Annotated in this window: 20 protein-coding genes and 2 pseudogenes; 16 read left to right on the top strand and 6 right to left on the bottom strand. The window is 62.3% G+C overall.

Annotated elements, in window-relative coordinates; all coding sequences use genetic code 11:
• Positions 1-113 precede the first annotated feature (113 nt).
• The 4 genes from tnpA (at position 114) to EBBID32_RS24120 (ending at position 2,726) form a co-directional block, all read left to right on the top strand.
• Complete coding sequence (gene tnpA, locus EBBID32_RS11925; protein WP_037490394.1) at positions 114-497, top strand: IS66-like element accessory protein TnpA; 384 nt, start codon at positions 114-116, stop codon at positions 495-497.
• Positions 494-841 (top strand): IS66 family insertion sequence element accessory protein TnpB, encoded by a 348-nt coding sequence (gene tnpB / locus EBBID32_RS11920; protein WP_006957496.1) that lies wholly within the window; start codon positions 494-496, stop codon positions 839-841. Before tnpA ends, tnpB begins: the two co-directional genes overlap by 4 nt.
• A gap of 102 nt (positions 842-943) precedes the next feature.
• A complete protein-coding gene (gene tnpC / locus EBBID32_RS11915; RefSeq protein WP_156022544.1) occupies positions 944-2,455 on the top strand; it encodes an IS66 family transposase in 1,512 nt (503 codons plus the stop codon).
• A 118-nt stretch (positions 2,456-2,573) separates the two neighbouring features.
• Positions 2,574-2,726: a hypothetical protein gene (locus tag EBBID32_RS24120; RefSeq protein WP_006957488.1), complete on the top strand. Its 153-nt coding sequence runs from the start codon at positions 2,574-2,576 to the stop codon at positions 2,724-2,726.
• Between the two features lie 202 nt (positions 2,727-2,928).
• Here EBBID32_RS24120 and EBBID32_RS11910 read toward each other — a convergent pair whose 3' ends face one another.
• Together EBBID32_RS11910 and EBBID32_RS11905 are read right to left on the bottom strand one after the other, a co-directional pair.
• Positions 2,929-3,606, bottom strand: coding sequence for a hypothetical protein (locus EBBID32_RS11910; protein ID WP_006957485.1), 678 nt, complete (start codon positions 3,604-3,606; stop codon positions 2,929-2,931).
• Positions 3,603-3,884, bottom strand: a complete 282-nt coding sequence (locus tag EBBID32_RS11905; protein ID WP_006957483.1) for a hypothetical protein — start codon at positions 3,882-3,884, stop codon at positions 3,603-3,605. The genes EBBID32_RS11910 and EBBID32_RS11905 overlap by 4 nt, the downstream gene beginning before the upstream one ends.
• Positions 3,885-4,168: 284 nt before the next feature.
• Between EBBID32_RS11905 and EBBID32_RS11900 the strand changes: the two genes are divergently transcribed.
• The 5 genes and pseudogenes from EBBID32_RS11900 (at position 4,169) to EBBID32_RS11885 (ending at position 7,859) form a co-directional block, all read left to right on the top strand.
• Complete coding sequence (locus EBBID32_RS11900; protein WP_006957481.1) at positions 4,169-5,188, top strand: zinc-dependent alcohol dehydrogenase family protein; 1,020 nt, start codon at positions 4,169-4,171, stop codon at positions 5,186-5,188.
• A 66-nt stretch (positions 5,189-5,254) separates the two neighbouring features.
• On the top strand, positions 5,255-5,476 hold the full coding sequence (locus EBBID32_RS11895) for a hypothetical protein (protein ID WP_037490392.1): 222 nt from the start codon (positions 5,255-5,257) through the stop codon (positions 5,474-5,476).
• A 73-nt stretch (positions 5,477-5,549) separates the two neighbouring features.
• Positions 5,550-5,636, top strand: a pseudogene (locus EBBID32_RS25115) (TraR/DksA C4-type zinc finger protein); the annotation flags it as partial.
• A 96-nt stretch (positions 5,637-5,732) separates the two neighbouring features.
• Positions 5,733-6,977, top strand: coding sequence for an MgtC/SapB family protein (locus EBBID32_RS11890; RefSeq protein WP_231382180.1), 1,245 nt, complete (start codon positions 5,733-5,735; stop codon positions 6,975-6,977).
• Between the two features lie 102 nt (positions 6,978-7,079).
• On the top strand, positions 7,080-7,859 hold the full coding sequence (locus EBBID32_RS11885; protein WP_231382181.1) for a universal stress protein: 780 nt from the start codon (positions 7,080-7,082) through the stop codon (positions 7,857-7,859).
• 172 nt (positions 7,860-8,031) lie between these two features.
• On the opposite strand, the gene EBBID32_RS11880 is transcribed toward EBBID32_RS11885, so the two are convergent.
• Both EBBID32_RS11880 and EBBID32_RS24895 read right to left on the bottom strand, forming a co-directional pair.
• Positions 8,032-9,492, bottom strand: a complete 1,461-nt coding sequence (locus tag EBBID32_RS11880; RefSeq protein ID WP_006957476.1) for a CYTH and CHAD domain-containing protein — start codon at positions 9,490-9,492, stop codon at positions 8,032-8,034.
• A gap of 74 nt (positions 9,493-9,566) precedes the next feature.
• Positions 9,567-9,779, bottom strand: coding sequence for a hypothetical protein (locus EBBID32_RS24895; RefSeq protein ID WP_006957474.1), 213 nt, complete (start codon positions 9,777-9,779; stop codon positions 9,567-9,569).
• A 152-nt stretch (positions 9,780-9,931) separates the two neighbouring features.
• On the opposite strand from EBBID32_RS24895, the gene EBBID32_RS11875 reads away from it, so the two are divergent.
• Both EBBID32_RS11875 and EBBID32_RS11870 read left to right on the top strand, forming a co-directional pair.
• Positions 9,932-10,150, top strand: a complete 219-nt coding sequence (locus EBBID32_RS11875; RefSeq protein WP_037490389.1) for a hypothetical protein — start codon at positions 9,932-9,934, stop codon at positions 10,148-10,150.
• Between the two features lie 284 nt (positions 10,151-10,434).
• Positions 10,435-11,265: a 23S rRNA (adenine(2030)-N(6))-methyltransferase RlmJ gene (locus EBBID32_RS11870; protein WP_006957471.1), complete on the top strand. Its 831-nt coding sequence runs from the start codon at positions 10,435-10,437 to the stop codon at positions 11,263-11,265.
• A 570-nt stretch (positions 11,266-11,835) separates the two neighbouring features.
• Here EBBID32_RS11870 and EBBID32_RS11865 read toward each other — a convergent pair.
• Positions 11,836-12,203 (bottom strand): annotated as a pseudogene (locus EBBID32_RS11865) (ArsR/SmtB family transcription factor).
• Positions 12,200-12,823: a peroxiredoxin gene (locus EBBID32_RS11860; RefSeq protein WP_006957467.1), complete on the bottom strand. Its 624-nt coding sequence runs from the start codon at positions 12,821-12,823 to the stop codon at positions 12,200-12,202. The pseudogene EBBID32_RS11865 and the gene EBBID32_RS11860 overlap by 4 nt, the downstream one beginning before the upstream one ends.
• Positions 12,824-12,924: 101 nt before the next feature.
• On the opposite strand from EBBID32_RS11860, the gene EBBID32_RS11855 reads away from it, so the two are divergent.
• Genes EBBID32_RS11855 through EBBID32_RS11835 form a run of 5 tightly spaced genes read left to right on the top strand, consistent with a single transcriptional unit; the run spans position 12,925 to position 16,807 of the window.
• A complete protein-coding gene (locus EBBID32_RS11855; RefSeq protein ID WP_006957465.1) occupies positions 12,925-13,842 on the top strand; it encodes an MBL fold metallo-hydrolase in 918 nt (305 codons plus the stop codon).
• Positions 13,839-14,276, top strand: coding sequence for a YeeE/YedE family protein (locus tag EBBID32_RS11850; protein ID WP_006957463.1), 438 nt, complete (start codon positions 13,839-13,841; stop codon positions 14,274-14,276). Before EBBID32_RS11855 ends, EBBID32_RS11850 begins: the two co-directional genes overlap by 4 nt.
• Complete coding sequence (locus EBBID32_RS11845) at positions 14,276-14,686, top strand: DUF6691 family protein (protein WP_006957461.1); 411 nt, start codon at positions 14,276-14,278, stop codon at positions 14,684-14,686. The genes EBBID32_RS11850 and EBBID32_RS11845 overlap by 1 nt, the downstream gene beginning before the upstream one ends.
• Positions 14,687-14,717: 31 nt before the next feature.
• Positions 14,718-16,013, top strand: coding sequence for a bifunctional protein tyrosine phosphatase family protein/NAD(P)/FAD-dependent oxidoreductase (locus EBBID32_RS11840; protein WP_006957459.1), 1,296 nt, complete (start codon positions 14,718-14,720; stop codon positions 16,011-16,013).
• On the top strand, positions 16,010-16,807 hold the full coding sequence (locus EBBID32_RS11835) for a sulfite exporter TauE/SafE family protein (RefSeq protein WP_006957458.1): 798 nt from the start codon (positions 16,010-16,012) through the stop codon (positions 16,805-16,807). Before EBBID32_RS11840 ends, EBBID32_RS11835 begins: the two co-directional genes overlap by 4 nt.
• Positions 16,808-16,826 lie beyond the last annotated feature (19 nt).

Below are 16,826 nucleotides of genomic sequence, written 5' to 3'. Positions count from 1 at the left end.
AAATCCGTTACAAGTCCACCGGGATGATTGCCGCTCTTTGAGCGGGGTGGGCGGTGGCGGACGAGATTGAGGATTCAGCGAGCGGTGCAGCGACTACTCATACGAGCGGTCGTATGAGTAGTCGGATAGAGATCGTTAGCCGGGTGTCGGGCCGGCGGCGCTGGACGGTGGAGCAGAAGCTATCCGTGCTGCGGGATGCATTCGGCCCGGAGGGCTGCGTGCGTACGGCCTGTGAACGCCATGATGTCGGCAGCGGCTCGATCTACACTTGGCGGCGCCAGGCGATGTCCGGTGAGCTTGCCGGGGTTCGCAAGTTGGCCGAGCCGGCATTTGCGGAGGTGCAGATCAGCGAGCAGCCAGCCTTGCCTGCCCCGACAGTTGCAGCGAGCAGCGGCGGCGTGATTGGCATCGAACTGCCGTCTGGTATCAGGGTGAGCGTGGATGCCACGGTCGATGCCGATGCCCTGTCACGGGTGATCGGTATCCTGACGCGATGATCCCGCTGCCGCCATCGACGCGGATATTCCTGGCCTGCGGTGCGACCGACATGCGTAAGGGTTTCGACGGCCTGGCGGTGATGACGCAGCAGGTTCTGGAGCAGAGCCCCCATTCCGGTGCGCTGTTCGCTTTCCGGGGCAAGCGCGGCGATCTAGTGAAGCTGCTTTGGTACGACGGCCAGGGCATGTGTCTGTTTTCCAAGCGGATGGACCGAGGGCGCTTTGTGTGGCCGTCGACCAAGACGGGGTCGGTGGTGATGACCGCAGCCCAGCTTTCGATGCTATTGGAAGGCATCGACTGGCGGCGACCGGAACGCACTTTCACCCCTTCATTGGCGGGGTAAAGCGCCCATTTTCTAGCACTTTTATTAGGATTGCGACCGCCGATCTGCTATATAATCGCGGTGTCGGACGCAGGCCTTTTCACTCCTGACAAAGATGCTCGGATCGCCGAGCTTGAAGCTGCATTGGCCGCCGCCCATGCGGATATTTCCGCCCGCGACATCCTGATCGACACGCTGCGCGTGCAGATCGCGCGCCTCAAGCGGATGCAGTTCGGCAAGTCGTCTGAGAAGCTCGATACCCAGATTGCCCAGCTTGAGCTGGCCCTTGAAGAGCTCGAAGGCGAGGCCATCGTCGCCGCCGCGCGTCGAGGCGATCCGGTAGCCGTCGATCGGCCATCACCGGTTCGGACGCTGCCAGCTCATTTGCCGCGCGAGGAGCAGCGGATCGAGCCCGATCAGGGTAACTGCACCTGTCCCGACTGCGGCGGCGCGTTGCGGCCGCTGGGGCAGGATAGCGACGAGATGCTCGATGCCGTGCCGGTGCAGTGGCGCGTCGTTCGGACCATCCGGCCCAAGTATAGCTGCCGGTCCTGCGAGAAGATCGTGCAGGCGCCCGCGCCGGTAAAGGCGATAGCGCGGGGCAAGGCGACCTTCGGCACGCTGGCCCATGTCGTCGTCTCCAAGTTCGACCATCATCTGCCGCTGTACCGGCAGGCGGAGATAATGGCTTCGCAGGGGATTGAGATCGACCGCTCGACGCTGGCAGGCTGGGTGGGACAGGCATCCGTGCTGCTCGACCCGATCGTCAGTCGCATTCGCGAGGTCGGCCTGACCGCCTCGAAGATCCATACCGACGATACGCCGGTTCCCATGCTCGATCCGGGCCGGGGCAAGACAGCCACCGGCAGGCTTTGGGCTTACGCCGTCGACGACCGCGGCTCCGGCGCCACGACCCCCTCGCTGGTCTGGTATGAGTTCACCACCGATCGCACCGGCGCACATCCCCAGCGCCAGCTGGCCAACTTCACCGGCTATCTCCAGGCCGATGGCTATGCCGGTTATGACAAGCTCTACGACACGAACCGCGTCACCGAGGTTGCTTGCTGGGCGCATTTCCGGCGGAAGATATTCGACATCCACGCCACCAAGCCGACGCCGCTCACCACCGACCTGCTGGAACGCATCGGCCAACTCTATGAGATCGAGGCAGAGGTTCGAGGCCAGCAACCCGAGATCCGACGACGAAGCCGACAGGACCGCACCCAGCCATTGATCGATGATCTACGGCAGGCACTTGACGATGCCCTGCGACGCCTCTCGCCCAAGTCCGAAATGGCCAAGGCGATCGCCTATGGCCGCAAACGCTGGGTCGCGCTTACGCGCTTCCTCGACGATGGGCGCTTGGAGATCGACAATAACATCGCGGAGCGCGCCATGCGCTGTGTGGCCATGGGCCGTAAAAACTGGCTGTTCGCCGGCTCAAAGGCAGGCGGCGATCGCGCCGCTGCCATCTACTCCGTCATCGAGACCGCAAAGCTCAATGGCCTCGAACCGCAGGCCTATATCGCCGATGTCATCGCCAAGATCGCTGGCGACTGGCCCGCTGCCCGCTGGGATGAACTCATGCCCTGGAACTGGCGGCCAGATAAACAGGTAATCGCCGAAGCCGCCTGAACCGCGGTCTTCAGGCCACGCTTACGGTATTGCGCAACGTTTCGGCGGTTCGCACGCGCAGCGCGACATCCTTTCGTTGACGGCCCTCCATGCCGCCAAACGCGCAGGAATGGCAGAGGTGGCGACGGCTCTTGCTGCAGAGCGTGTGGCGCACAAGCCCGTCAGCCCCTGGGCCAACCGATTGAAGCAGGAAGTGACCGGGTCGAGTTCCGCTGCCACCGCCGCCACACCGGCCAGGCAGGCGGCCTGGTCGGTGACAGTGAAAGGATAAGCCCCGATCCCGGTCTGGACAGAGAAGGCGGCCGCCTTCACTGCACGGTGGCGACCAAGCCCCTTATAATTTGCTCAATGCTCATGCGATTTCGCTGGAACGAACCTCGACCGGGCCGCGCACTCGAGAGCCATGGCTATGCTCGGGCGACAGGCAGTATCGCAGCGCGCAGCCAACCATATGTTCTGATGCGATCGTCCGCCTATTCCTGTTCGCCAGCACGGTTCGTCTTGCCGGTAACGGCCAAGCCCGAGCCTGCCTTAGGGAAGTGATCAGTGCAATCATCAGTAGCGACGGGCGCCCGAGCGAGTTCCTCCCGGAAGCTGTTAAGCCGCGTACGATAGCCTTCGGCATCGCCATATTCCAGAAAGTCGTAATAGCGCTGATGGGGATCGCTGATCCGGATCGCGTGCTTGATGGGACACCAATATTGTTCGGTGCGGCTGGAAATCTCGCGGGCATAAGCGATCACGCCGTTGCCATAGCCGCAGTAGAGGCAATTGAGCGCCTCTATCCAGTTGAGATAGGCAAGCCGTCCCCGGTCGAGCGCGATATAGTCGCTCCGCCGAACGCGCGTGACGCCGTAGGCGCGAAAGCAGACTGCCTGATAGATTGTGATCCATAGATCGAGCAGCACAAGGGGTATGATCATCGAATAGATGACAGGGGCCGTGACCACCGTCAGCAAGGTCGATTGTGCGAAAAACGCGGCGACACCCATTCGCAGACGTTTGTGCTCGGCGACCAGACCCTGTTCGAATTGAACAAGATGCTCTTTGACCGACCATCCCAGCGCCCGGCGGCGGCGCTCGATTTCTCGGTCTAGTTCGGTCTGCAGGCGGACGATCTCCTGCGCGAGCGCTTCCATCCGTGCCGTCATTGTGCGTCTCCTGTGCGATGGCCCATCATGGCGTAATCGGCACCTTGAGCGCGTGAGTGTCTGCCGCGCGGGGCGACGAGATTCTGGCAAAGCTCGAAGGTGGTCGGCACGCCGACCGTCTCGACCGAGGTATCGACCCCGCGACCCTCGGTCAGCGCAGTCGCGCAGATAGTTGTATGCGTGATCCGCACGATCGCATCGCCGGCATCGATAATCTCTGGCTTGGCATGCTCCTCGTTCGTTTTTGCCCCCGGTCCCTGATAGACAAGCGCCATCATGAATATTCGCCTCTTCTGGTCATGGAACAGGGATGAAAAGTGCCCACCGCTTGCTTGACTGATCGGCGCAAGGGAAGCTTCGGAAAATCAGTAGATTTACGGACAGCGGGTTCAGGGGTCAGGACCTACTCTAGCATCGCGCAATTCATAGCGATAAAAGAGCTCGGCCATGACCAGGCAGACAATGCAGCTCGCGCAACGCTGTCGTATCGACAGCACGCGGCAGAGAAAATGCTAATTGGATTTACGATCAGAACCGCAAAAATGTGAAGTGGACGAAACTGGTGGAGGATCGCGCGTTGCCCCTGATGAGCGCGATGCAGCTCGATCGACCGGGTGAACCGTTGCGACCTGTCACCCGCCCCATCCCGCGGCCTGGACCTGATCAGTTGCTGATCAAGGTGGCCGCATGCGGGGTCTGTCGGACCGACCTGCACGTCATGGATGGCGAGGTTGATGCCCATCGTCCCATCATCCCCGGTCACGAGATCGTCGGCCGGATTCTCGAGATTGGCTCGCAGGTTTCGGGTTTTGCGATCGGACAGCGCGTGGGCGTCCCCTGGCTTGGCGCCACCTGCGGATGGTGTTCGCGGTGCCGGTCGGGCCACGAGAATCTATGCGACCAGGCTCAATTCACCGGCGCCACGCTGGACGGCGGCTATGCAACCCACGCGGTCGCGCACGCGCATTTCTGCTTCATTCTGCCCGACCGCTTCTCGGATACCGAGGCCGCGCCGCTGCTGTGCGCAGGGCTGATCGGGTGGCGCGCTCTCCGTTTTGCGGGCGATTCCCACCGCCTCGGCCTCTATGGCTTCGGCGCCGCTGCCCATATTCTTGCCCAGATCGCAATCTGGCAGGGCCGCAACGTCTATGCCTTCACGCGCGACGGCGATGAAGTCGGTCAGGCCTTCGCACGAGCGCTGGGATGTATCTGGGCCGGCGGTTCGAGCACGCCGCCACCGGTCGTGCTCGACGCTGCGCTGATCTTCGCCCCGGTCGGATATCTCGTGCCGCTTGCACTCAAGGCGGTCGACAAGGGGGGCACCGTGGTCTGCGCCGGCATCCACATGAGCGACATTCCGGCCTTTCCTTACGCTGACCTCTGGGGTGAACGCCGGATCGTGTCGGTCGCCAATCTCACCCGCGAGGACGGCACCTTGTTTCTTGACGCAGCAGACCGATCCGGCCTGAAGCCCCGCGTCAGCCTCTATGCGCTCGACCATGCGAATGAAGCGCTCGAAGCGCTCCGCGCAGGTCAGATCGAGGGTGCGGCGGTGCTCGTGCCGGGCCTTCGCATTCCTTAAGTAGCACTACCAATATGGCCCGACACGCTCGCATCATAGGATCATCCCGCTCGACAGGAGGCGATGATGACCACACAACCGACTCCGAAGGACGCACTCCCCGAAACGCTTTGGCTTGAAGCCGAAGAACTGCTGGAGGCGCCATTCCTTCTGGCTACCGAATGGTGGCTGACGGCCGCTGAATCGCTCGCGCGACCGTCGAAGCCCCACGAACATCGCAACGATCACCACCAACTGCCCGTGCCCGAGCCGCTCGACATCACGAGCGAACCTGGGCTCTTTGCCTGACTTTACCAGTTCACACCCATGAGGGAGCCAGCCATGAATGAGATGACCACCGTTACAGGCGGGAAGCTATGGGCTCTGTACCGTGTGCGGCGAACCCATCGCCCCCGCCCGGCTGGAGGCCCTGCCTGCCGCCTTGCGGTGCATCGCATGTGCCGACTAGCCGGGGCCGACCATGTTTGCACCCCCGCGGCGCGCGGAAGCGGGGTTGTATGGGTTCATGACTGATCTTGCAGTTTCCGCAGTCTTTCCAACGATAATGGCATTGAGCCTTGCGCTGGGGCTCGGTTTGCTCATTGGCGTGCAGCGCGGCTGGGCGCTACGCAACGCCCCTGACGGAACGCGTTTTGCCGGGATCCGAACCTTTGGACTCATCGGCCTCGCTGGCGGGCTAGCCGGTGTACTACATGCTATCGATGCCAGCTTGGCGATAATCCTCGTCACGGCGTGCGCGATCCTCATCCTTCTCGGATACACCCGAACTTCCAGGATGAACGGTTCGGTAAGCGGCACCGCCAGCATCGTTGGCCTGCTGACGCTGGGCTGCGGCTATCTGGCGACAGCGGGCCATCAGCAAGTTGCCAGCGCCATCGCCGTACTCTTGACCGTGATCCTGGCGTTGCGCTCACAACTTCATGGCTGGCTTGAACATCTGACCGAGTTGGAGATCGGGGCGATCGCCCGGTTCGCGCTCATTGCCGGGGCAATCCTCCCGCTGCTCCCCGACCGACCCTATGGACCCTATGACGCTTGGAACCCGCGTCACCTCTGGATGGTCGTGGTCCTGGTTTCCGGTTTCTCCTTCATCGGATACCTCGCCTGCAAGCGGCTCGGCGCCCGAAACGGCACTCTTGCGACCGCAGGGGCAGGGGCGCTCGTTTCGTCTACCGCCGTCACCGCTGCGTTGGCGAGCCGGCTCCGGGAGGACGATGGCGATCGGCGCATGTTGAGCGCTGCTATCGCCTTGGCGTCGGCTGTCATGTTCCTACGGGTGCTCGTTCTGGTCGGCGCGCTGGCCCCGATCGCCTTAAACGGTGTTGCCTTGCTGGCGCTACCGCCTGCAATCACCAGCGGCATAGCCGCGGTTTGGATGCTTCGCTCCGCGTTGCCTGAGCCGGCGGACGGCGCGCATCCCGTAAAGATCCGCAACCCCTTCGACCTGTGGCCCGCGATTGGCATGATGGCGCTGATCATGGTGGTTTCGGTCGCATCCCGCTGGATGCTGGTACAATTCGGCCAAGCTGGCCTTAGCGCCACACTCGCGATATCGGGAGCCATTGACGTCGACGCGGCCATCATAACAATCGGCGGTTTGCCTGCGCCCCTTCTCGATGCACGGACGGCTGCCCTGGTTCTTGCTGTGCCGATGATTCTCAACACGCTCTTCAAAGCTGCTACCGCGCTCAGCATCGCGGGCTGGACCAAGGGCAGGGCCGCGGCGGCGGCCTTGGCGCTGAGTGCCGTCGCCTGCGTCGCTATGCTGCCCCTCGTAGCGCGCCTGTAAGTTGGGCTGCGTACGTATAGTTGCGCATATTGGGGCACTCGCCACCTGCCTAGCATTTGCCCCAACGACACGGAGGCGATCATGAAAAACATCCTTTTGCTGGTGCATGACGATGACGGGCAGGTTGCGCGTCTGCACACCGCAATTGACATCACCCGTGCCTTGGACGGGCATTTGATCTGCGTCGATGTCACCCCATCGCCAGTCTATGCGGGAAACGCCAATGGAGGTTTTGGCGATCCGATTCTCCTGAATGACGAACGCGAGAGTGAGGCAAGGAACAGGGCGCGGATGAAGGAGCGCGTTGCAGGCGCAAATATCTCCTGGAGCTGGGAGGACGCGACAGGCGATTTCGCCCAGTGCGTCATTGATGCCGCCAATCTCGCGGACCTGATTGTGTTAAACCGCGCGCTTGACGACTATCCGCTGCTGGACATGCGCACCATCGCGAGCCGCGTGCTAATGCATGCCCGCAATCCGATCGTGGCTGTTCCCGAGGAGGTCGAGAGCTTCAACGCCAAGGGGCGCGCCATTATCGCCTGGGATGGGCATGAATCGGCCGCGGCAACGATGCGGGCCTGTGTGCCACTTCTACAACTCGCCTCCGACGTCGAAATCTTCATGGTTCGTGATGGCGCCGAGAATACCGAGCCGGAGGAAGCGGCGGCCTATCTCGCACGGCACGGTATTCACGCGACCGTGAAGATCGTCGATGACGGTCTCCATCACACTGATGCTTTGATCGAAAATGCCGCACGGCAATGGCACGCCGATTATATCCTGATGGGCGCTTATAGCCACGGTCGGCTCATGGAAGCGTTTGGTGGCGTCACCAAAGGCATGCTGTCCAACTGTAAACTCCCGCTGGTGATCGGACACTGATGATGCCCGGATGCCGGGATGGACAGCGCGGCCAGCGGCAAGGGATCATTACCGACCCCCGGGTGCTGCATGTCGGCAATCCCGGCGGCTGCGCGCCAGGCTGAAAATCGCTCGATTGGTCTGGTGACGAAGGCTGCGGATGACGATCCGAAGTCGTCGTTGGGATACCGCCCTATCTCCAGAAGCGTTTGGCATCGACGAGAGCATCATGGGCGTCTTCTGCCGCAGCGAGAATCTTCTTCCTGCCCGTAGGCGCGACCAGAGCCGACGCTCCGGGCACTTCAAGCGCATTGAGCTGAGCCAGCACGGCCGACGCGGTCGCCATGTCGTTCAGGCAGCCTAGCTGGTCTTGGAGATCCTCAAGTATCTCGACAAATGCCTTGTATCTGCGCCGGCCCCACTTTCGTTCAAAAAGAGCTGTGAAAAACTCGGAAGCGTAACGCAGTTTCTTGGCATCCTTGCGCACCTCGTGCCGGGGGGCATCCGCAAGATCGGCCAGATGTTTGCCATCCTTTTTCAGTTTGCGTCGAAGATGGTCTAGCTGGCCGACGGCAAATGTGTGGGCCATCATCTGCCGCTGCGCTTCGGTGCGAGCATTCCTCAACCACGGACCACTCGCGGTCCATTCCGTCAGATCGAGCATCAGCGCGCGCGTGCGTTCAGACGCCAATACCGCCGCAACGCGCTCAACAGCGGATTGGTGAGCGACGACGAGACGCTCGTAAAGAACGCCAGGATCGATGCGTCCGAGCAAAACGTCCAGGTTCCGCGCCTCACCAAGTTCACCGGCAAGCCATCGCAGATCGGCGCGCAGCCGATCGCAGCTTGCGTCGCCGTCGGTCAGGGACTTGAAGATCGAAAAGGCGGCTCGGAGGCGGCGGAGGGCGACACGGGCCTGGTGTAAAGGCTCGGATCGATAGCCATCTTCGAGCAGACGCTCATTCAGCCGGAACTGCCGTAGACAGGTTTGGGCCACGTGCCGGAAAGCCTGGGATGCAGACATGTCTTTGGACAAACCAATGGGTTCGGCTTTGAACACGGTAGCCGCGGGCCCTAGCAGGGCGTAGCCATGTTCAGCCTTTGCCAGAACACCAAGTCGCACGGGCGCGGCCGCATCAATCTTGCGTGCGAAAGCAAATAGGCCAGCCGGATCGCCACTTATGAGTTCGAGTTCCAGTTCGCAAATCGGCGATCGACGGTCGCCCGCGACGACGAAACCGCGATCCAGGGCAAGCTCGAAGTGCGCGCCACCCTCATCAATGTCCCATATGCGCCGGTCAACGGAAACCTCGAAGACAGGCGAGAGATCCTCAACGGTCCTGCCAATCAGCATATGAACCGGTGAAGAGCATGCGATAACTGGTGTGTCGTTCTTGACGGGTATCTCCCACTCCGGCCGCACGAACATGCCGGCGGACTTGGCGTTGCCTGCTTTGACGGTCTGGATCCGCTGACGCCCTTGGTGCCTGATCCGAAGGCTCAGGCCGGCCTTCTCTAGGCTTTGATCCGGTGTGTCGAAATAAATCGATCGCTGCCTGGCGCGATTCATACTGTCTGGGAGCAGCAGGGACGCTTCCAGCGATGCCGCATCCTGCGGCGATAATTCCAGCTTGAGTTCCAATTCTTCGGACATTACCGCTCCATGGCTCATGGCTTTCCAATCGTGCGATCAACGCTTTGTTTAGCATCGATCTTGGCCGAGATCGCCTAAGGCAACGCTAGCTGCGAATATTCCGTCGTTCTCGCATGCAAATCCCAACGGGACACACCTTCCAGCCGCTCGAATTCGACGATGGCGCGCTGGATCGCCTGCGCTTCATCTCCCGCCCCGCTGATCTCGATCGAACGCTGGCAGACATGATGATCATGTCCAGTTGAGTCTGGGACCGCATTGAAAAAGCAGACTCTATGGCTGGCCATTATAGTCCTCCGCGACCATTACTAGCGTGCAGGATGGGGTGCTGCGCTAGGTAATATTCCCAATGCTCTTTGTCCGCCTTGGGGCTTTAGGATCATTACGTAACCACGAACTGCCGCCCCCCCTTAATGTCGTACCTCGAAGGAGGTGACATATGGCTGTCATGGACAACCAAGCGCCAGACTTGTTCATCTCTATCGCGCGGTCGCTTTCGGACGACACGCTGGACCGCATCGTTCGGAATGCGCAGCTGCAAATCCGTACATCTGAACTTGAAGCGGCGTCCTTGGCTGAGGTGGCACGACGCCATGTTGAGAGCGAACGCGCTCACTCCGTCAGGACGCCAGAACGCCAAAATCGCCAAGTGCGATAATTCGGCGCTATGTGAACGTCCTGCCGACAACAGACGATGGGCGCTTCGCGGTTCTGCCAGGCGCGTCCGGCTCCCTCGATGATCGAACATTCCGATGCGCCGGAGTTGAGCGCCCGCCTCTGGTGGCGATCGCTAACGCGGGCTTGAGGGGTCGCACAGAAGGGCGTTGAAGGCTTCCGCGCGAGTTTATACTAGCACCGGATTGGGTACTTCAATCGCTTCGCGCTCGGCAACTGCGTCCAGCAGCGCGAATATAGGTAGATCGTCAGGATTTTTGAGTCGCAATGAATTATCGCCATTCCTTCCATGCTGGCAATAGCGCCGATGTCGTGAAGCACAGCCTACTGATCGCCCTCGTGCGGGCCTTGCAGCAAAAACAGAGCCCGCTGACCCTGATCGACACCCATGCCGGCTGCGGGCTGTACGACCTTGACGGGGAGGATGCCCAACGCACCGGCGAGTCCACACAGGGCGTGCTGCGGGCCTTTGCCGACCCGAACCCCTTGCTGAACGACTATCGCGCCGCCGTACAGGCGGTGAATGTCGGGGCCGAGCCGCACTTCTATCCGGGCTCGCCGCGGATTCTGGCGCAGTTTCTGCGCCCGCAGGATTTCCTGATCCTGAACGAAAAACATCCCCAGGATGCCTATACGCTGCGCGGCATGATGCGCGGCACGTCCGCTGCCGTGCATGAGCGCGACGCTTACGAGCTTTGGCTGGCGATGGTGCCACCCCGGACCGCGCGCGGCGTTGTACTGGTCGATCCGCCGTATGAGCAGGCGGACGAACGCGAACGCATCACAGCCACACTTGCCGCAGCTCACCGCAAATGGTCGCATGGCGTGACGGTGATCTGGTATCCGCTGAAAGACCGCGCCACGCATTGGCGGTGGAGGGAGCAGTTGCGCAAACTCGGCATCCCAAAATTGCTGCGGGTGGAGCATTGGTTATACGATGGCGATCAGCCCGGCATCTACAATGGTGCGGGCCTTTATATCGTCAACCCGCCCTACGCCTTCACGCAGGCGCTGCCGCCTCTGGTGGAAGCCCTGCGCATCGCGCTGGCGCCGGAGTCGCATAGGGGTGAGATCACAACCGATTGGGTGGGCGATTAAAATAAGCCCTCATTGGCCTTCTCTCAAAGGAGGAATTGCTGCGCTGCAGGTGGCAGACTAAGCATCTCGCGAGATTCGTTCGCTGTCGGAGGTTGCTGTTGATCATCGCTGCTTGTGCTCCGCGTTCATCGGGGAGCGCTGGCAGGTCTGCATTCTCCGGAAAGCAGTCGATTGCCCAAGATGCTAGGAACGGCAGTTGGCCCGGATATCTCACACTGCCGATTGATCTGACCTTGCGGCGCGTTTTCGTGACCTTTCGACGGAGGGGACGGCGACCGAGAGGGATGACGGCAGCTCAACCGAGCATTTTTTTGGGCGTTTCGGTGGTGATTCCAATCTTTCCGGTCTCAACGCTCTATCCCGGTCAGGCAAGAACTTGGGGTATCACCGCTGGTTATACCTTCTGAGGGAGCCACGACAAAAACCAATGCGCGAGCAGTTGCTCTGTTCTGCCCGTGCCTGCGCCAAGGTGGTTCAATCTGCCTTGGCGCCCCACTGTTGGGGGAATCATTCTGTGGGCCGGTGCAGGCTGGACCGCACCATCACCGTCTGCGCCCTAAAACTCTGCACTCACAGGACGCGGGCAAAGCTCGCCACGCCGTCGGCTGGCGACGACTGTAGAGGCGGCTTTGCTGCCAGCGGCACTATCGGGCTGCCCACGCCGCCAAAGATCGCCTCTATATTGCGGACGCACAGCGCTACATTTACCAGACCTGCTTGGCTTCCTTACGCGTCTGGACCAGGTCCGCGCGGCGCAATTCGGCCAGTTGCTGGCTAAGTGCCGGCTGTCCGATGCCGGTGACGTCGGCGATCTCGCCAACATTGCGTTCCCCGCGCAGCAGGCAGGACAGGACCATCAGCCGCTGCGGCTGGGCGAAAATCTTGATCTTCTCGGCGGCGACCGCGGCGGCGTCGCGATCCTTGCAAAGCGCGCTCATGGCCGGGCTTCCAGTCGGCAGAACCAGTCGGGTGCAGCATCGGCGCTTTCCGCTGCGGGTAGCAATGCGGGCTGGCCGGGGGTCCAGCCCTCCGGCGTCAGGCCGGTTGCGCCATCGACCCGTTGCAGCGCGCACAGCAAGCGCAGCATTTCATCGACCGATCGGCCGACATTATGGGGATAGGCGGTCGTCGCGCGGATGATGCCATGGGGGTCGATGAAGAAAGTGGAACGCATCGTCATGCTGTCCGCTGCGTCATCGTCGATCATGCCATAGGCGCGGCCAACCGCCATGGTGGGATCTTCGATGATCGGAAAGCTGATCTGCACATCGAACAACTCGCGCAGCGCCTGGACCCAGGCGATATGGGCATAGAGGCTGTCCACCGACAGCCCGACCAGCCGACAATCAAGCGCATCGAATTCCGCCTGCCGCCGCGCAAGCGCCGCGAATTCGGTGCTGCACACCGGTGTGAAATCGGCAGGATGGGAAAAGAAAATCACCCACTGGCCGCGCAGCGTCGACAGCTGAAAATCACCCATGGTCGAACGCGCCCGAAAATCAGGCGCAAGGGAGCCGAGGCGGAGCGGATTCGGGCGGTCGGTCGTGAGGTCGTTCATGGCGCTTTCCTGCAATCGTCGAAGGACTCTGGCAAGCCCTTGACGGATCCGAATTATATAAATACATAGTTCATGTAAATATGAAGTTAAAGGAAATTGGCATGTCCGACCCCGCATTGGAAAAAGCCTATGATCAGGTCATGGTTGCCCGAACCGGCGTGCCGGTAGTCAAGGCGTTCTTCGACGCGCCGACCTTTACCGTGACCTATGTGGTGCATGATGCGGAAACCCGCCGCGCCGCCGTGATCGACAGCGTGCTGACCTATGATCCCGCCGCCGGTCGCACCGGGCATGAGGCGGTCGATCCGGTCATCGCCTATGTCGAAGGGCAGGGGTTGAGCGTTGACTGGCATCTGGAAACCCATGCCCATGCCGATCATCTGTCGGCCGCGCCCTATCTCCAGCAGCAGCTGGGCGGCAAGATCGCGATCGGCGCGCACATTTGCGAAGTGCAGCAGAACTTTGGTAAGCTGTTCAACGCAGGCCCGGATTTTCAGCGCGACGGGTCCGACTTCGATCATCTCTGGGCCGATGGCGACCAGTTCATGATCGGCGGTCTGGCGGTGACGGTGCTTCATGTCCCGGGCCACACGCCTGCCTGCGTCGCCTATGTGATCGGCGACGCAGTGTTCGTGGGCGACACCATGTTCATGCCCGACTATGGTACCGCCCGCGCCGATTTTCCCGGCGGCGATGCACGCACCCTGTTCCGGTCGCTGCGCCGCCTGCTGGAACTGCCGCCAGAAACCCGGCTGTTCCTGTGCCACGACTACCTGCCTCAAGGGCGCGATCATTATGTCTGGGAAACCACGGTCGCAGAGCAGCGCCGCGCCAATATCCATGCCCATGACGGTGTGAGCGAGGATGAATTTGTCGCGATGCGCGAGGCGCGCGACGCCACGCTCGCCATGCCACGCCTGATCCTGCCGTCGGTGCAGGTCAATATGCGCGCGGGCCATATGCCGCCACCTGAAGACAATGGTGTCACCTATCTCAAAATCCCGGTGAACCAGCTATGATTCCCGGGTTCCCCGATGCGCAGCCGATCGCAGGGCTGATCGGCGGGCTGATGATCGGCCTGGCTGCGGCGATCATGTTGCTGGGGCTGGGGCGGATCGCCGGGGTCAGCGGCCTTGCAGCGCGCGCGACCGGCCTGTCGAGCAGCGGCGCGCCGCGCGGCGTGGCGGTGGCGTTCATCATCGGCTTGCCGCTGGGCGCATGGATCGTGGCATTGTTGTCCGGCGGCGTGCCTGCGACCTTTCCCGCGCCCGGCCTGCTGATCGTCGCGGGCCTGATCGTCGGATTCGGTACGCGGCTGGGATCGGGTTGCACCAGCGGTCATGGCGTGTGTGGCCTGTCGCGCCTGTCGCGGCGCTCGATCATGGTTACGGCCCTGTTCATGGGCAGCGGCTTTGCGACCGTGGCGCTGATGCGCCTGGCAGGAGCAATCTGATGCGGATCATGATCGCCTTGTTGTCGGGCGCGCTGTTCGGCGCCGGGCTGACCATTTCAGGTATGGCTGATCCGATGCGGGTACGCGCCTTTCTCGACCTGTTCGGCGCATGGGACCCCACACTCGCGTTTGTGATGGGCGGGGGAATGATCCCGATGGCGCTGGCGTGGATAGTGCAAAAGCAGGTCGATCGGCCCTTTGCCGACCATGCCTTCACCTTGCCCGACACGCGCGCCATCGATGGCAAGCTGGCGCTGGGCGCGATTCTGTTTGGCATCGGCTGGGGCATTGGCGGCCTGTGCCCCGGACCGGCCATCGCCAGCCTGGCGCTGACCCCCGCAGCAGTCGCGCCTTTCGTGCTGGCCATGCTGGGCGGCATGGCGATCCACCGCTTCACCATAAAATCATAACCGGCCCCGCGCCGGAACGAGGAGCTTCTCCATGGCCATCAAGCAACTGAGCCGCACGCTCAGCGTCGCGCCGCAGCTGATGCCCGCCGATGTGGCGGGACTAGGCGCAATGGGCTTTCGCGCAATCCTGTGCAACCGGCCCGATGGCGAAGCCCCGGACCAGCCGAGCGCGGCGGAAATTGGTGCGGCGGCCCGCGCGGCGGGGCTGGGCTTTGCCTATGTCCCGGCAGTGGCGGGCGCGCTGACGGATGCCGATGTCGCAGCCATGCGCGCGGCGCTCGACAGCCTGCCGGGACCGGTGCTGGCCTATTGCCGGTCGGGCGCGCGGGCGGAAAAGCTGGCCGAGATGGCGGGTATATTGCTGGCCAAGCATGCCGCCCATTATGACGTGCTGGTCGTATGTCCCGGCATCGTGCTGGACTGGGATGCCATCCCCGGCCTGTCCGACGCCCTGGGGCATGATGGCTTGACCTCAAACTATCGCTATGATCTGGCACCCTATACCAATCGGCTGGTCAAACATTTCAAGGGTGGCCGCGCCCTGTTCACCCAGCCGCCCATGCCGATCAAATGCGCGGGCGCGCCGCAAAAGGCGATGTATCTGTCCTGCCACCGCTGGGAAAAATCGGGCGTGCTGGCGCAGAGCGACGTGCAGTTTCATACGGCGGGCGCGGTGCTGTTCGGTGTCCCGGCCTATGTCCCGGCGCTGATGGATTATGTCGATCGCTACGGCATCAAGCTGAACTTCGGGTCGAAACTGGTCGAGATTGACGGCGCGGCCAAAACCGCGATCTTCGAGCAGGCAGACGGCCAGGGGGTAAAGCGCGTGGCGGCGCGGTTCGACATGATCCATGTCGTTCCGCCGCAGATTGCACCCGATTTCGTCCGCACTAGCCCGCTTGCCAGCGCATCGGGCTTTGTCGAGGTGGATGAAGCCACGCTGCGTCACCCGCGCTATCCCGACATTTTCGCGCTGGGCGACGCCTGCTCGACCTCCAATGCCAAGACGATGGCCGCCGCGCGCAAGCAGGCGCCGGTGGTTGCGGTCAATGCACTGGCGGCGCTGGATGGCCAGGCGCCGGTCGCGACCTATGACGGCTATGGTAGTTGCCCGCTGACGGTGGAGGCGGGCAAGATCGTGCTGGCCGAATTCGGCTATGGCGGCAAGCTGATGCCCAGCTTCCCCAACTGGCTGATCGATGGCACACGCCCGTCCCGCCTGTCCTGGCTGCTCAAGGATACGATCCTGCCGCCGGTTTACTGGCACGGAATGCTCAAGGGGCGCGAATGGATGGTCAAGCCGCAGATGATCGGCGCGCGGCCATGATGACGACCGCGCAATATCTGTTGGGCGGCCTGTCGGGCGGGTTGGTCGGCTTCGTGCTGGGACTGGTCGGCGGCGGCGGGTCCATCCTTGCCGTGCCGCTGATGGTCTATCTGGTCGGCGTGCCCAACGCTCATGTCGCGATCGGCACGAGTGCGCTGGCCGTCGCGGCCAATGCGGCGGCGGGCCTCGCCAGCCATGCGCGCGCGCATCATGTCAAATGGCGGTGCGGCGGCATCTATGCCGCAGCGGGGATCGTCGGCGCGCTGGCTGGATCGACCTTCGGCAAGATGGTCGATGGCGACAAGTTGCTGGCGCTGTTTGCGCTGGTGATGCTGCTGGTCGGCGCGCTGATGCTGAAGGGGCGCGGCAATCCGGGCAATCCGGGGGCGGAATGTAACCGGGAAAAAGCGCCCAAGGTTGTCACCTATGGGCTGGGGTCCGGCCTGTTTTCCGGTTTTTTCGGCATTGGCGGGGGCTTCCTGATCGTGCCGGGTCTGGTCGCTTCAACTGGTATGCCCATGTTGATGGCGGTCGGCACATCGCTGGTCGCGGTGACCGCATTCGGCCTGACGACGGCGGCCAATTACGCCTTTTCCGGCCTTGTCGACTGGCCGCTCGCAGCGGTGTTCGTGGTCGGCGGTGTCGCGGGCAGCATCGGCGGCACCCGTCTGGCGGAGAAGCTGGGCGGAAAGACCGGCCGGCTGACCACCGTGTTCGCCGTGCTGATCTTCGTCGTCGCGCTCTACATGCTCTGGCGTAGCGCCGCTGCCTTTCTGCCCGGCATGACAATCTGACCCATCCCTGTCTCTTATA

Origin of the sequence: Sphingobium indicum BiD32, from assembly GCF_000382885.1 — a bacterium.
Classification (GTDB): domain Bacteria; phylum Pseudomonadota; class Alphaproteobacteria; order Sphingomonadales; family Sphingomonadaceae; genus Sphingobium; species Sphingobium japonicum_C.
The sequence above is the reverse complement of the archived record's forward strand: the minus strand, read 5'-3'. Positions and strand labels throughout refer to the sequence as shown.